18 protein-coding genes are annotated in these 13,937 nt (G+C 27.5%); 16 read left to right on the top strand and 2 right to left on the bottom strand.

Annotation, left to right across the window (positions count from 1 at the left end):
- Positions 1-58 precede the first annotated feature (58 nt).
- The 13 genes from P4S50_RS15360 (at position 59) to P4S50_RS15300 (ending at position 6,589) form a co-directional block, all read left to right on the top strand.
- On the top strand, positions 59-226 hold the full coding sequence (locus P4S50_RS15360) for a hypothetical protein (RefSeq protein ID WP_277731698.1): 168 nt from the start codon (positions 59-61) through the stop codon (positions 224-226).
- 89 nt (positions 227-315) lie between these two features.
- Complete coding sequence (locus P4S50_RS15355) at positions 316-546, top strand: hypothetical protein (protein ID WP_277731697.1); 231 nt, start codon at positions 316-318, stop codon at positions 544-546.
- An 11-nt stretch (positions 547-557) separates the two neighbouring features.
- Entirely contained in the window at positions 558-719 is a 162-nt protein-coding gene (locus P4S50_RS15350; RefSeq protein ID WP_277731696.1) for a hypothetical protein, read from the top strand.
- Positions 706-1,185 carry a hypothetical protein gene (locus tag P4S50_RS15345; RefSeq protein WP_277731695.1) on the top strand — a complete coding sequence of 160 codons (480 nt, stop codon included), beginning with the start codon at positions 706-708 and terminating at the stop codon, positions 1,183-1,185. Before P4S50_RS15350 ends, P4S50_RS15345 begins: the two co-directional genes overlap by 14 nt.
- A gap of 43 nt (positions 1,186-1,228) precedes the next feature.
- The gene (locus P4S50_RS15340; protein WP_277731694.1) at positions 1,229-1,783 is read left to right on the top strand and encodes a hypothetical protein; all 555 of its coding nucleotides are present in this window, start codon (positions 1,229-1,231) and stop codon (positions 1,781-1,783) included.
- A 78-nt stretch (positions 1,784-1,861) separates the two neighbouring features.
- Positions 1,862-2,335 carry a hypothetical protein gene (locus P4S50_RS15335; RefSeq protein ID WP_277731692.1) on the top strand — a complete coding sequence of 158 codons (474 nt, stop codon included), beginning with the start codon at positions 1,862-1,864 and terminating at the stop codon, positions 2,333-2,335.
- 630 nt (positions 2,336-2,965) lie between these two features.
- Positions 2,966-3,421, top strand: a complete 456-nt coding sequence (locus P4S50_RS15330) for a hypothetical protein (protein WP_277731691.1) — start codon at positions 2,966-2,968, stop codon at positions 3,419-3,421.
- A gap of 159 nt (positions 3,422-3,580) precedes the next feature.
- Positions 3,581-4,261, top strand: a complete 681-nt coding sequence (locus P4S50_RS15325) for a hypothetical protein (RefSeq protein WP_277731690.1) — start codon at positions 3,581-3,583, stop codon at positions 4,259-4,261.
- A 46-nt stretch (positions 4,262-4,307) separates the two neighbouring features.
- Complete coding sequence (locus P4S50_RS15320) at positions 4,308-4,532, top strand: hypothetical protein (RefSeq protein WP_277731689.1); 225 nt, start codon at positions 4,308-4,310, stop codon at positions 4,530-4,532.
- Between the two features lie 132 nt (positions 4,533-4,664).
- Positions 4,665-4,832: a hypothetical protein gene (locus P4S50_RS15315; protein ID WP_277731688.1), complete on the top strand. Its 168-nt coding sequence runs from the start codon at positions 4,665-4,667 to the stop codon at positions 4,830-4,832.
- Positions 4,833-4,916: 84 nt separating this feature from the next.
- Positions 4,917-5,126, top strand: coding sequence for a hypothetical protein (locus P4S50_RS15310; RefSeq protein WP_277731686.1), 210 nt, complete (start codon positions 4,917-4,919; stop codon positions 5,124-5,126).
- 40 nt (positions 5,127-5,166) lie between these two features.
- On the top strand, positions 5,167-5,451 hold the full coding sequence (locus P4S50_RS15305) for a hypothetical protein (protein WP_277731684.1): 285 nt from the start codon (positions 5,167-5,169) through the stop codon (positions 5,449-5,451).
- A 595-nt stretch (positions 5,452-6,046) separates the two neighbouring features.
- Positions 6,047-6,589 (top strand): hypothetical protein, encoded by a 543-nt coding sequence (locus tag P4S50_RS15300; protein ID WP_277731683.1) that lies wholly within the window; start codon positions 6,047-6,049, stop codon positions 6,587-6,589.
- Between the two features lie 360 nt (positions 6,590-6,949).
- On the opposite strand, the gene P4S50_RS15295 is transcribed toward P4S50_RS15300, so the two are convergent.
- Positions 6,950-8,281, bottom strand: a complete 1,332-nt coding sequence (locus P4S50_RS15295) for an IS3 family transposase (protein WP_277730718.1) — start codon at positions 8,279-8,281, stop codon at positions 6,950-6,952.
- A 123-nt stretch (positions 8,282-8,404) separates the two neighbouring features.
- Positions 8,405-8,653: a toxin-antitoxin system HicB family antitoxin gene (locus P4S50_RS15290; protein ID WP_277731681.1), complete on the bottom strand. Its 249-nt coding sequence runs from the start codon at positions 8,651-8,653 to the stop codon at positions 8,405-8,407.
- Positions 8,654-9,155: 502 nt separating this feature from the next.
- Here P4S50_RS15290 and P4S50_RS15285 point away from each other — a divergent pair.
- The 3 genes from P4S50_RS15285 (at position 9,156) to P4S50_RS15275 (ending at position 13,917) form a co-directional block, all read left to right on the top strand.
- The gene (locus P4S50_RS15285) at positions 9,156-11,075 is read left to right on the top strand and encodes a DEAD/DEAH box helicase (protein WP_277731680.1); all 1,920 of its coding nucleotides are present in this window, start codon (positions 9,156-9,158) and stop codon (positions 11,073-11,075) included.
- Positions 11,076-11,111: 36 nt separating this feature from the next.
- Complete coding sequence (locus P4S50_RS15280; RefSeq protein WP_277731679.1) at positions 11,112-11,441, top strand: hypothetical protein; 330 nt, start codon at positions 11,112-11,114, stop codon at positions 11,439-11,441.
- Between the two features lie 598 nt (positions 11,442-12,039).
- Positions 12,040-13,917 (top strand): DNA/RNA helicase domain-containing protein, encoded by a 1,878-nt coding sequence (locus tag P4S50_RS15275; RefSeq protein ID WP_277731678.1) that lies wholly within the window; start codon positions 12,040-12,042, stop codon positions 13,915-13,917.
- Positions 13,918-13,937 lie beyond the last annotated feature (20 nt).

Here is a 13,937-nt window from a genome sequence, read left to right as displayed (position 1 = left end):
AGATGATTATATAAGAAATAGAATAAAGGATCTAATATCAAGATAGGAGGCAATATATATGGCAAATAAAAATAAACTTAAGAAAAAGATATTTGATAAAGTAGATGAATTAATAGATGCAGTAGAAAAGATAGGGGATTTGAATTTTTTTGAAATGGGAATTAAAAATATAAATGGAGATTTAGTTATAAAACTAGAAAATACATATAAAGAGAAAATTAAATAAATTGTGCTGACCGAGTAACGGAGGCACTTCTAACCTAAGTAATTAGGCTAGGAGTGCCTTTTTTATTTGTTAAAAGGGGAGTGAAATACATGTGCTATAACATGGAATGCAATGATAGAAAGAGTTGTGATAAGTGCAAAAAAGCAAGCTGTATAAGAAAAATGAGTTCAGATATGTTTAATGAGGTTGAGAGGATAAGAAAGAAGTATAGCAGCGTAGAGGAGGACCTTAAAGATATACAAGAAAAGGCTAGTGAAAAAATAACTATAGAAGATTTATTGGATAGAAAAACAATTGAAAAACTTAGGATGATAAGTTAGAGGGTGGGGCCATGGCTAGAAAAGATATTACAGAATTAATCACTAGAGCTGCAGTGGTTCCAGAGAGATTAAAAGAATTAGAAATGATTATGAAAGATAGAGACGGTCTTATGGATCAGAAAAAGAAAAATAGAGATAAGAAGAAGGAGAGATATAGATATGAAAATAGATAAGGAATTATATAAAAAGGTTGAATGGACACTTTACAATTATAAGGCTCTTAATGAGAGTATAGGAGATATACAATTAGAAATAGAAGAATTAAAAATTGATACAGATGGGGTTAGAGGTATTAGTTATGATACAGAAAGAATATCTCCTACATATAATATAACTTCAATAACAGAGGATGCAGCAATACGTAAGATAGAAACAATAGAGAAGTTAGAAAAACAAATTGCAAAGAATAAGATTACAATACAAAAAATAGATAGAGCATTGAAGTCTTTAGATGAAGTTGAAAGAAAAATAGTTGAAGGCAAATATATAGAACGCTTACAGTGGTGGCAGATAGAAGAGCTAGTTAAATATAGTGGTAGATGGTGTAGAGAGAAAAGGGACAGATCTATAGGCAAAATATCAGCTAAACTATTTGCTAATCACTTAAATGAAGAAACAGACTTAATAAAATTAGCTTAATAATGATTTATTTACTAAGATCATAAGAAGAGAGGTAGAGTAAATGCTAAAAAAAGATAATTTTAGAAATATAGAAGAGCTATTATATGGATACTATCAAGATAAAAAAGGTATAGATAAGATTAAATACACTATTCTAACACTGGAAAATAAGAAAAATAAACTCGAATATATATTAAAGAACACAGATATAGAGGAAATGTTAAATCTATTAGGAGAAGATAATGAGTATTCACATGATATAAAGGGAGTCAATTATAATGTAGCAAAGGTACAAACCAGTAGGAGTAATGGTAGTTACTTTGAAAATGAAATGATGCATTTAATAGGACAGGTAGAGAAAGAATTTAAAGATACTAATAAAAAACTAATAAAATTAAAACTGGATCTAACAGAGATTGAAAGTAAATTAGAATCAATGGATTATATATTAAATCAACTAGATGAAGAATCAAAGGAATACATAGAACTTAGATATGGTAATAAGGCAAGTTATTATACTATAGCTTCAGAACTAAACATTGGGAAGTCAACTGCAGAAAGAAGAAGAAAGTCAATTGTATCAAGTATAGAAGCTTTTTATAAATGTACAGCTTAAATGAGTAATTAATAAAAACATTCATGATGAATAACTGCTTTTAGTAATTAAATCATATATAAAAGGAGAAATGGATTCATGGTAATTGAAAAATATAAAAGACATGATTGGAGTAAACTTCAAGAGGAGTTTATAGAGGGGGATTATGAAACTTTAAAAGAGTTTGCCATGGCTAAAGGATTGAATTATAAGAGTAGTCAATTCTTTGTAAGTACTAAAGGCTGGTTAAAAATAAAAGAAATTGTAAGATTAAATCCTAGGTTAATAGATACATATAGATTATGTTTTAATAGGTTATTAGAGAAAATGCCCAATCGTTTCTTTACATCAGATGAAGATATATGGATAAATGCTGCACTAACATATATATGTGATAAGAGAATAAAAGGTTGCACTCTTAAAGATATATCCAAGTGGTATGGGTTAAATTATGAATTAGTTAAAAGAAAATCTTCTATTCAAGGTTGGGAAAAGTATAGAATGCAGGAGAAAAAGTATGGATTTGGATTGTATGAATTCATTCAAAACAGAAGTGATGATAATAAATGCTAAGATTTATATGGGCTAAATTCAATTTAGCCCATATAAATTTGGATAAAAAGCGAAGTTTCCCTTACAAAACTTAGTATTTTTACTAAATTAATTAAGCTAAGTATAATACATAAAACTGCACTGTTTAATCGAAGTTATAGCAATTGGTAGTAAGAGATGAGAGTATTTGTATAGCATGAGTAAAAGGTGAAAATATCAAAAGGAGCGTTACTTTTAAAAAGGAGCGCTCCTTTTTTGATATATAACTAAAAAAGTTGCAACCAAGATTAAGCTTAATACCTAGAAAAACTTAGATTTATTAAGGCTTATAAGAGTTAATATGTTTCCGAAATAAAGATTCTATAAAGAAAATACAAAGAATATATATCACATTTAGGTCACATTTTTTTACAAAACAAACAACTCAATTTGCAAAACAAACTCAAAGATAAAACAACTCAAATGAACTTAAGTAAAACCCTTTATATTTGATGAAATTTCAATAGCCATGGCTTATTGGAGCATTGGAGTAGAGATCCATAAGGTAAAATAGGCTGTATTTAAGTAGTTTCAATTGCTAAGATATATAATTTGACTTATGGAGCGTTTCTTTTTAAAAAGTTAATTATTTAGAAAAGAAGGTGAATAGCGTTGCAAAAGGATTTAGTAGAACATTATCCATATTATAAATCAAGTCAGATGAAGGATATAGGCTTGTTTGGAGTGGATGAAGTAGAAATACAAGGGGTAAAAATTAAAATGGATTATACTCCATGTAATAGCTATGGGGGTAAGAGAGCATGGTTTATATGCCCTGTATGTGGTAAAAGAATTATGAAGTTATTTGAAATAGAAAAAGAAGATAGTATCACTCTGGGTTGCAGAGGTTGTTTAAATCTAACCTATAGAAGTACCAGGATGACTTTAGATAGAAGAGCATCATATAAGAAAGCTAAAAGAATAGTTGAAATATCAAAGCTGTTGAATATAAATAGAGTAGATATAGAAAGGTTTAGAATGTGGAAGATTCGTAAGAGAAAGCCTAAGAACATATATATAAAGACATATCAGAGACTATATCAGGAACTTAAGGAATTGGTATGTTAAAACAACACCGATAATATCGGGGTTGTTGTTAAAGTTAATCTCCTCAATTTAGTGGAGATTTTTTTACTTTTTTATGAATGAACTCTGATAATTATGAAACAAATCCCAGATTATGCCGAAATATACCATATACATTTTAATACAGGGGAAGGTGAAAGTATGTTTGATATTTTGGAGGATGTTTTCTCAATAAATCCCATTTGGAAATATATTCTACGGATTCTAGGGATAATTTTTCTTGTTATAGCTATACAATCAGCTGTTGGAGACATTCGAAATTATACTGATGGAGATGCAGCAAAAATTGTAGAATTACATATTGAACAATCTGATGATCCTTATGCTATTGAAGCAAGAGAAGGTTTTGGTTTTGGATTGTATGTGAGTGATAATTCTATGTTTATAAATAGTTTAGCTAAATTTCCAGATGGAACACCTATAAGCAAGGCAATGACAGATTCAATGCTTAAAGGAGCATTTCAGCTTTACACAATTGACGCTGAAAGTATATTACCAGATGAAGTAGGTGTTCCTAAATCATTAGTAACTTCGGGGATTAGTTCATTCAAATCAGGACTTAAGATTAAATCAAATGAAAAGAAATTTGGAAAAATAAGATTAAAGAAAGGGGAAACAAGTACTTTAGATGTGTTTTTCAAAAAAGAAAAAGTTAATGACAGTGGCACTTGTATTAGTTGTTCATATGATTCCCAAATACTTAAACTTATAGGTAATAATACTTTTGAAGCAATTAGTGATGGAGAAACAGAAATTGGAATACTATATTATAATGGACAAGAGACTTTTATAGAAAAAATAAAAGTGATTGTAAAAAAATAGATAGAGAATAAATATAAGCCTTTATGGAGTTTAAGTAAGGGGTAAGGTGGACAAGCTTCTAATAAGGAGGCGAGGTAAACAATTACATACACTTGTTAAGGCTCTAGATGATGCTACAGAGAGCTTAGAGAAGCATCTAGAACAATATGATGGATATATATCTATGCAGGAGAAGAAAGCTTATAAGAATCAGATAGAAAAATATCAGAATGTTAAATTGAGTATTGAGTTAGAAAGAGGAAATAAAGCTATAGTAGAGCAGATGGGATAGACTTGGAAACGAGTCTATTTTTTATTGGATTAAAAAATATTTACTTAAAAGTACTAAAAAAGTAAAAGTATATGGGTATATAAGATGATGTAGGCAGTATTATATAAAAAAATAAAAGAGGAGAGTGGTAATATGAAGATAAGAACATGTACGAACTGTGGTAAAACAGTTTATTTAGAAGGTGACAATATAAGAACAGGAGTAAGTTATTCAGGTATTTGTAGTAAATGTGGAAAACTTTACATGGAAGATGATTTTAGGAGAACGAAAAGCTATAGAAAAAAAAGGCATAGATTTTAAAGGTTTTCCTTATTTTTACAATTAGTATAAAAGGAAAAACTTCTTATTATGTAGAAATATGAAAAATAGAAAGGAGATGAGTATATGAGGAAGAAAAATAGTTTGCCATCTTTTTTTTTAATAGCATTTCTTGCATTTACAATAAATGCTCCTAAAAACAGTTTTTTATATCCAGCAAAATTAGCTATAGATAAAGCAATACAAAAGGGAATTTTAGTTAGTTCTGAGATTATATTTGATGGAGCAGATAAATTTTCTCAACAATATATGGAAGTAATAACTAAAAATAATTAAAATTTATAGAATAAGAAGGTAAAAAAAGAGATGGATGTAAATGGGAATTAAAAAACACGGAGATTATGATTTTGAAAGAATGAGAAAAGATATGCCTAATTTAGATTTTGTGACATTTAAATGTCCTCATTGTACAGATAAAGAAGGAAATTTTGCTAAAATCGTATTATATGTACCTAAAGATGATGAATATAAAATAGCTACACAATGCAATTGTAATGGACAAGAAGATAGATGTGCTTTCATATTGACATTAATGAAAACATATAATAATGAGAAAATGTTAAAAAAATTAGAAGATACTCTAACAGAAAAAAGTTTCTAAAAGATCCATAGGCTCTTTTTTATTTTTAAAATTTTAGGGGGAAATTTAATGTTTTTTATAAAACCTTATTAAGAAATATCAAGAATAAATGAAGCGAATACAAGAAAAATACCTTATTTACGGCTATTATTATTAGTTATTTCAGAGTTTATGTAGATAAAATAATAAAAATCTGTATAAACTATTTATAAAATTACTCTAAGCTGACTTGGCAGCCTTAAATCGAGAAGTGTTGTCCCATGGCAGTAACACTCGATAAGGTCTTAATAGTCCATATTCTGTTAAAAATAGAGCACTATAACTATTGGTTAGAGCTATTGTATTTACTGGTTCTGTACCATTAGTACTATCAGATATTAATAAAAATCTTAAATTGCTTATTTTCCTATTTTCCGAAACTCTGATTTTCAGAGATATACTTATATAGAAAATCTATTAATCTAGTAAATGAATATTATTCTTAAGTTTCCTAAATAAGTTGAAAAACAAAAATAAAAAAATAAATATAAGGTTTCTTTTTTTTTATATATGAAACATAATAGAATATGGAAGGAACCTAGGTTCTTTTTAGACAACATAAAGGAGTGTAGACAAAATGAAATTAAAGAACTTATTAAAAGGAATATTAAAAATATTAATATGTTTAATAACATTTGTGATTATTGTAGAAAGTATTGAAAACCCCGAAGTGGAAAAAGAAATAGAAAAATCTAATGCAGCAATTCAAAATAAAACTAATGAAGGTGAAGAAAAGCCAAGTGATATAAAATATGGCGAAGTTATAACTTTAGAAGAATTTAGAAAACTTTATAATGAATGTAGAAGAGATAAAAGGGAAGATGAAAGTGGACAAGAATGGGAAAATGCAATGTATAGAGCTAGAAGTGATTTATTTGATCATTTCAAAAACAAAGAATTTACAGGTACTATAAGAACTATTGGAAGGATTAATAAGATATCTAATACAAGATTAGTAGATGATGATCTAAACGAGGAATTCTTCATAAAGGCAAATGAAGAACAGTTGAAAAAATTAAAACCATTAACAACATATAAAGTAAAAGTTAGATTATTAGGAAAGATGATGATGTCACCAGATGCACTATATGAATTTATAGAATTTGAAGAAGTTAAATAAAATATCCGACAAATTGATTCTTACAAGGTAGAACAAGTCTATGACAGCAGAGAAGTTCATTGTAGAGATTATGATTGAAAAGTAGGAAATGGATATTTTGAGAATATACCAGGTGATATGGATATTGTAATAGGTAGATTAGTATAAAATATATAAGGGACTAACGCTTCTTTTTTAATGTATAAAGCAACACTAATCTATGCTTAAACTTTTTAAATATAAATCCATTCGTCAAAAGTGCAATAGAAAGTTAAAACCTGTATAGTAAGTTCTATGCAATGATTATTGGAAAAGTATTATATAAAAAAGGGGACGACATTATAAAATGGACCCTTTGTCAAGGACATTATAAAAAAAGGGTTAAGCTGCATTCAAAAGATGATTTCTAAATTGTTTAGGAGTCATCTTTTTTAATCCCCATTGACATCTATAATTATTATAGTAATCCATGTAATTATCAACTTTATTAATTACTTCTTCAAGTGTAGAACATGTTTTGAAATCTACTTCATCCTTCATATGACCAAAGAAGGATTCTTGAGGTGCATTATCCCAGCAGTTACCACGTCTAGACATGGATTGTCCTAGATTATGGCTTTTTAGTAATTTTTGGAATTTAGGGCTTGTATAGTGGACCCCTTGGTCAGAATGGATAAAAGCTTCATCATGTAAATCAGCTTTATGTGTATTAACTAATTTTTTAATTGTAATTGTAGCTATATCTAAAGTAATTCGATCAGATACATGATATGCTAGAATATCGTTACTAGAGCTATCTTTGATAGCTGATAAATATGCCATTTTATTTATCCCGTAAGGGATGTATGTGATATCAGTAAGTAGCACCTTGCCAGGAATACCCTGTTTGAAATTTCTCTGTAGCAGATTAGGTACTACTCTATGTTCTTTTGTCGCTTTGGCTATTCTTCTATACGGATTGGCTTTTCTTATAGGACATACTATACTGTATTTTCGCATAATCCTTTGGATTTTTTTTCTACTGTATATAATACCAAACTCATTTTCTAGTGTCATTTTAATTGATCTAGAACCTTTCTTATAACCTCTATAATTATAAGCCTTTAATATAATATCTCTAGCTTTTAAATCTTCATTCTCCCTTATAGTTCTAGAAGGTGCTGTCTTTAAATAATGATAATAACCTGAACGTGAAACCCCTAAAATTGAGCAGCAATAAGAAACTGTGCCTGAATAATCTTTTTTAGACACAGTCTTTAAAATTAACTCATATACTTCATTATTTGTTAGATTTACGCAGTTGTTTACCAGCCTCCTTTCTGTCACGTCGAGCTTTTTTAGCAATTCTAATTGTTCCTCAAGCAGTTTTATTTTAGCTTCTTGTTTGCTAATAATATCGTCCTTTGAAACTGGAGCATTACTTGGTCTGCCTGAATTCACTCTTCTAGTATCACTTAATCCTATAATTCCATCTTTCTTGTACGCTTTTATCCATCTGGCTGCCGCCTGTTCATAGCGCTTGACACCAAGTATTTCAACGTCAAATCCAGCATCAATGAAAATAGTTCGTGGTGTGCTTCCTCTTAAATACTCCTCAATAAACATTATTTTAAACTCGTCAGAGTATGTTATTGACTTCTCGCTAACGCGCTTTACATAAGGGTTCTTATTTAATCTTTCAATATTGTCTTTTGAAAATGTAATTTTACTCATACTAAAGGCCTCCATATTCAATGATAATTATACACAAAAAAGTACCTATAAACTAGACACTCTTTTTTATGTGTCCAATCTATAGGTACCATTTTATTATGTCGTTCCCTTTTAAAATTGTGCTTATTGATCAATTACATTAGGGTATGGAGCATCTTTACCTTGAGAAGGATTAATATTAACTTGATTGATATTAACTGTTTCTATATTAACTGTTTGACTAGGTTTGTTAGATGATATGTTTGAAGGTAGTTTGTTTTGCAATAAGTCGCTAATATAACCATTCATTGTAACGCCTTCTTCAGCGCATTTTATTTTTAATTGTTTATGAGTATCTCTAGATAAGCGTAAAGATGTTCTTACTTCATTCATGGTATCACTCCTTTTAATGTCTAGTTGTAGAAAATAACTTTAGGGTAATAAAAATATATACTTGTTTAATAGTTTGGCATTTTGACATCAAAATATGCACTATAGCCTTAAATTAAGTTTTTATATTTTAGTTGCTTAGCAACTATTTTTTATCAGAATGATTAAAAATTGATAGCTAAAAACAAATCAAATACAGTACATATCAAAACTTGAACAGGTGTAACGTTTCAAAATCTATAAGATAATTAGATGAGAATAAAAGTTAAAGGATTTCTAGAAGAATATAAAGAGCATATCGAGAAATATGTTAAACCATTTAAAAAATAAAAAATATATAATCTAAATTCTAATCAGAGAAATTGAATAGTAAAATTAAAAAAATGTATAGAATTTAAATATATAAAAATTATTCGTTTTGTATTGATTTCTAAAAATTGAAATATATGTTAAAATTAAAATGTTTAGTTCAAATAATATCTTAAGTATGTTAGGAGAGGATAAAGTGGCTTTTAATTACAATCATAATTATTTTATGGCTTCATTACCAAATATACAGAGTAATGAAAATCTAAGGATTCCACAAATTGAAGCATATATAAAAATAAAAAATTATTTTGAATCAGATTATTCAAATAGAAGCTCTTTAGTAGTTTTACCAACTGGAGTTGGTAAGACGGGATTAATGGGTTTGGTTCCATATCATATGTGTAAAGGAAGAGTTCTTATAATAACGCCATGGACCGCTATAAAGGATTCTGTAATAGATTCTTTAAATCCCGATTATCATGATAATTTTTGGCTGAAAAGAGGAATTTTTAAAACTAAAAGTCAGCTTCCAAATTTAATAGAATACTCAGGGAAAGAAACTCCTTATGAAGTGTTGAGTGCAGCAAATATTGTAGTGCTAAATATTCATAAATTACAATCCAGATTAAATTCATCTTTAGTAAATATAGTAGATAAAGATTTTTTTGACATGATTATTATTGATGAAGCACATCATTCTACTGCTAAAACTTGGGTTGAATGTGTAGATTATTTTGAAAAAGCTAAGGTGATTAAATTAACTGGGACACCTTTTAGAACGGATAATAAAGAAATAAATGGGCATTTAGTGTATAAATATCCTCTAAGTAGAGCTATGTATAATAATTATGTGAAAAGCTTAGAAAACATAGAATTTATTCCTCAACAACTTAGGTTAACTATAGATGAAGATGATTCTAAAACATATTCCATTGAAGAAATATACAGTATGAATTTAAAAGATATGGATTGGGTAACTAGGTCCGTTGCATATTCCTTAGAATGTTCGGAAAAAATTGTAGATAATAGTATAAAACTATTAAAAAAGAAATTGAATAATGGAAGTAAAATTCCTCATAAAATTATAGGAATAGCTTGTAGTATCAAGCATGCAGAACAAATATGTGAATTATATGAAAATAAAGGATATAAAGTAGCTTTAGTACATAGTAAATTAAATCAAAATATAAAAAATAAAGTTATGAAAGATATTGAAAATCATAGGGTACAAGTAGTTATAAATGTAGCTATGCTTGGCGAAGGATATGACCACCCATATCTTTCAGTAGCAGCTATATTTAGACCTTTTAGAAATGAATTACCTTATGCACAATTTATAGGAAGAATCCTAAGAACTATTTCTGATGAAAAAGCAAAGCCAGAAGATAATATTGGACAAATTGTTTCTCATAAGCATTTAGAACTCCGTAAATTATGGGATAAGTATAAAATAGAAATTCAAGAAAGTGAAATAATTAAAAAATTAAGGGATTATGATGAATTATTAGATGAAGATTTTGATACTGGAACTAGAACAAATATAGAAGGTTCACAAAATGAAATACTAGGAAATGCTAAACATTATGGCGAGTCGAAATTATCAGTAGAAGCTTATTTAGATACAGAATTAATTAGAAAAAGTAGAGAAAAAGATATAGAAGATAAAGCTAAAATAGAACAACTTAAATCCTTATTTAAAGGAATTACAGATGAACAAGCTATGTTAATGATAGAGCAAATGGGAAATGATTCTTCAGCAATGAAGAGACCTGACCTAATTTATTCAACTAAAAAGAAAGACATTGATGCTAGAATTAGAGAAGAAATAGTGCCTAGATTAATTAGAATATATAAAATAGATGAAGAAGATGATGAACTGAAAGAATTATCGCTATTTAGAGGTAAATATTGGTATATAAAAAATAAAGTTAAGAAAAATAATGCTATGCTTGCTATGTATATGAACGCATATTTAAAAGACAGAATAGGCAAAAGTAGAAAAGATTGGTTAGACAATGATTTTGATATAGCGTTTTCGGTTCTAGATGAATTAGAAAAATATGTAGAGAAAAATTTAAAAGAATTTTGTTCAAAAAAGAAAGAATATAGTATATAATTGCCGGGTATAAGTATTTGGAGGTGTGTATTAAAAATGGATAATTATATAGAAAAAATTTTTAATTTATTGAATTCTTCAATTGTAACTCCTTATAATTTGCTTCAAAATGCTAAATTAGAGAACTATAAATATGTTAAATATTATAAAGGGGAACAGGGGTTAATTGCAGAAATGGATTGTGTAGTTGATGAAGAAGATACAATTTTCCTATATTATTTTAATGAAAATGACCATTTACAAAAGATTTATATGAAGCAAAATGGTACTGGAAAATTTGTTTTTGATAGAAATAATGAATTAGAAAAAACAAAAGAAGAATATCATAAAGTATATGTAAATAAATTTAATAAAGGTATAGTATAAGCTACGTAAACGTGATAAATTTTATATTTGTAGCTTGATATTAAATAAAAAAGTATATAGTAATTCTAAATAATAATGTTATATAGTATGGGTGGCAAAAGTGAATTTTCCACCACCTTGCCACCCATGTGTAAAATACAATTTATTAAATTAAGGTATATCAAAGCATACAGAGTTATTGAATATCTTATATATGAACGAATATGCTAAATTATAAAATATTTTAAGATATATCAAATTATTATAAAATATTAGATTTACATAAACGCCTCACATGGAAACAGTAGTGGTTCTTAGAAAAAAGTAAGAAAACTGAATACATGCTAAACTTAAATAAAGCTTATTAGAATAATTAAAATATGTTATTCTAATAAGCTTTATTTTGTTTTATAAAAAATGTTGAGGATTATACAAAGTAAGTGAAGGAAATAAGAAAAAAGATCCTTATTTTGATATAATTAGTAGAAAACTAACATTTTATATGCATGTTTATATATATGAAGATACAATTAAAATATAGATAATATAATAATCTCTATCGTTATAATACTAGAAAAAGAAAAATAAATAAAATAAATTGAATCAAGGGGGATATAAATTGGCTTGTGGAGGATATGGGAGTATAAACAAATTTTTAAGTAAAAATAAAAAGGATCTAGTAAACCAATTAAAAGAATTTGTAGAATATAATAATTTTGAGGTTGATGAAAAACAAATATTTGCTTGGAATGATTGTTGTAATTTTTTAGAAAAAATATTTGATCAGTTATCTGAAAAAAGCAAGAATGTATATTTAGCTTTTGAATACTTACTTCCCTTTGAAGGTGGTAGACGTCCAGATGTTTTATTATTTATTAAAGATAAAATATTTATTTTAGAGTTTAAGAATAAAATTAATTATGAACCTAGCGATATTGAACAAGCAATAGGTTACAGAGAAGATATTAAAAACTTTCATGAACAAACTTATAAAAATAACTTAGAAGTTATATCATATCTTGTATTAACTAAAAAAGATGCTAAATACACAGAAGATAGAGGCGTAAAGATATTAACAGAAGATAACTTTCTACAGGTAATATCATTAGATATGGAAGAGGCCATGGCAGAGAAAAAAGTAAAGGAGTGGTTAAAGTCTAAGTATGAACCATTGCCAAGTGTAATAGAGGCTACGTTAAGGTTATTTAAACAAGGGAATTTGCCATATATTAAGAACATACAAGAGGGAGAACTTGAAGAAACTATTAAATTTATAAAAAGATTAATAAACAATAATGAAACTAAAGATAAGTGTAAAAATATAGTTTTTGTAAGTGGTGTACCTGGATCAGGAAAAACATTGGTAGCACTAAAAACACTATATGACTATAACCTATATAAATATAATACATATAAAGAAAAACTATCAGCAATATACTTATCTGGTAATGGTCCCTTAGTGAGTGTGTTACAAGAGCAACTTACAAATGTAAAGGTAAATGAAAGTATTGGAAAAACGTACATAAAAGAAGTTATTAAGTTTAAGAAAGAGTATCTTAATAATAGAATTATTCCGCCTTATAATGTGATTATGTTTGATGAAGCTCAGCGAGCATGGGACAAAGAACAAATGGGAAGATACAATATATCAGAGCCAGAAGGATTATTAAGTGTTGGAAATAAAATTTATAATGAAAAAGAAAATATAAATATTGTATGTTTCATTGGAGATGGACAAGTTATACATGTTGGAGAAGAAGTAGGAATAGATCTTTGGATAGAAGCACTTAAAAAGTTTAATGATTGGAATGTATATATACCTACTAATTATAAAAAAGAATTTTCTTCAATACCTAACGCAATAGAGAAAAAAGAATTATATCTAGATACATCCATAAGAAATAACTTTATAGATATAAGTGAATTTATAGAAGCTATTTTAGATGGGAATGTGAATGTAGCTAAAAAAGAACTAGATAAGCTTAAAGAGCAGGGATATATATTAAGAATATCTAGAAATTATGAAGCTTGCAAAGCTTTCTTAAATAAAAAAGTGAAAGAACAATCAAATATTACATATGGCATACTATTATCATCTAAAGCAAATAGTATTAAGGCTAAGGAATATTTAAATAATAGAGGTTTTAGTAACTATATAAAAAATAGTGAAGCTGGAAATTGGTTTTTGAATGAAAGTAAGAATTTACAAAAAGGTGCATCGGAATTTGTATGTCAGGGATTAGAAATAGATTATCCATTAGTATGCTTTACTGGAGAATATTATTTTTATAAAATGAAGTGGTGCATTGATGAAAGTACATTCGATGAAAATGATAATAAATTCAAAGATTTTGAAGCAATAATGCAAAATATATATAGGGTCTTACTTTCAAGATCAAGAAAAGGGATGATTTTATATATACCAGAAACGATTATATTAGATGAAACCTATGAGTTGTTTAAAGAAATAGGAGCAGATGAGATTATAATTAAATAACAAAAACATATGAATAAAGG

Origin of the sequence: Tepidibacter hydrothermalis (assembly GCF_029542625.1) — a bacterium.
Taxonomy (GTDB): Bacteria; Bacillota; Clostridia; order Peptostreptococcales; family Peptostreptococcaceae; genus Tepidibacter_A; species Tepidibacter_A hydrothermalis.
This window is presented reverse-complemented; position numbering and strand designations above follow the sequence as displayed.

Excerpts from the sequence above, each read along its gene's own strand:
- P4S50_RS15360 (WP_277731698.1), top strand. The coding sequence starts at position 59 with ATGGCAAATAAAAATAAACTTAAGAAAAAGATATTTGATAAAGTAGAT.
- P4S50_RS15355 (WP_277731697.1), top strand. The coding sequence starts at position 316 with ATGTGCTATAACATGGAATGCAATGATAGAAAGAGTTGTGATAAGTGC.
- P4S50_RS15350 (WP_277731696.1), top strand. The coding sequence starts at position 558 with ATGGCTAGAAAAGATATTACAGAATTAATCACTAGAGCTGCAGTGGTT.
- P4S50_RS15345 (WP_277731695.1), top strand. The coding sequence starts at position 706 with ATGAAAATAGATAAGGAATTATATAAAAAGGTTGAATGGACACTTTAC.
- P4S50_RS15340 (WP_277731694.1), top strand. The coding sequence starts at position 1,229 with ATGCTAAAAAAAGATAATTTTAGAAATATAGAAGAGCTATTATATGGA.
- P4S50_RS15335 (WP_277731692.1), top strand. The coding sequence starts at position 1,862 with ATGGTAATTGAAAAATATAAAAGACATGATTGGAGTAAACTTCAAGAG.
- P4S50_RS15325 (WP_277731690.1), top strand. The coding sequence starts at position 3,581 with ATGTTTGATATTTTGGAGGATGTTTTCTCAATAAATCCCATTTGGAAA.
- P4S50_RS15315 (WP_277731688.1), top strand. The coding sequence starts at position 4,665 with ATGAAGATAAGAACATGTACGAACTGTGGTAAAACAGTTTATTTAGAA.
- P4S50_RS15310 (WP_277731686.1), top strand. The coding sequence starts at position 4,917 with ATGAGGAAGAAAAATAGTTTGCCATCTTTTTTTTTAATAGCATTTCTT.
- P4S50_RS15305 (WP_277731684.1), top strand. The coding sequence starts at position 5,167 with ATGGGAATTAAAAAACACGGAGATTATGATTTTGAAAGAATGAGAAAA.
- P4S50_RS15300 (WP_277731683.1), top strand. The coding sequence starts at position 6,047 with ATGAAATTAAAGAACTTATTAAAAGGAATATTAAAAATATTAATATGT.
- P4S50_RS15295 (WP_277730718.1), bottom strand. The coding sequence starts at position 8,281 with ATGAGTAAAATTACATTTTCAAAAGACAATATTGAAAGATTAAATAAG.
- P4S50_RS15290 (WP_277731681.1), bottom strand. The coding sequence starts at position 8,653 with ATGAATGAAGTAAGAACATCTTTACGCTTATCTAGAGATACTCATAAA.
- P4S50_RS15280 (WP_277731679.1), top strand. The coding sequence starts at position 11,112 with ATGGATAATTATATAGAAAAAATTTTTAATTTATTGAATTCTTCAATT.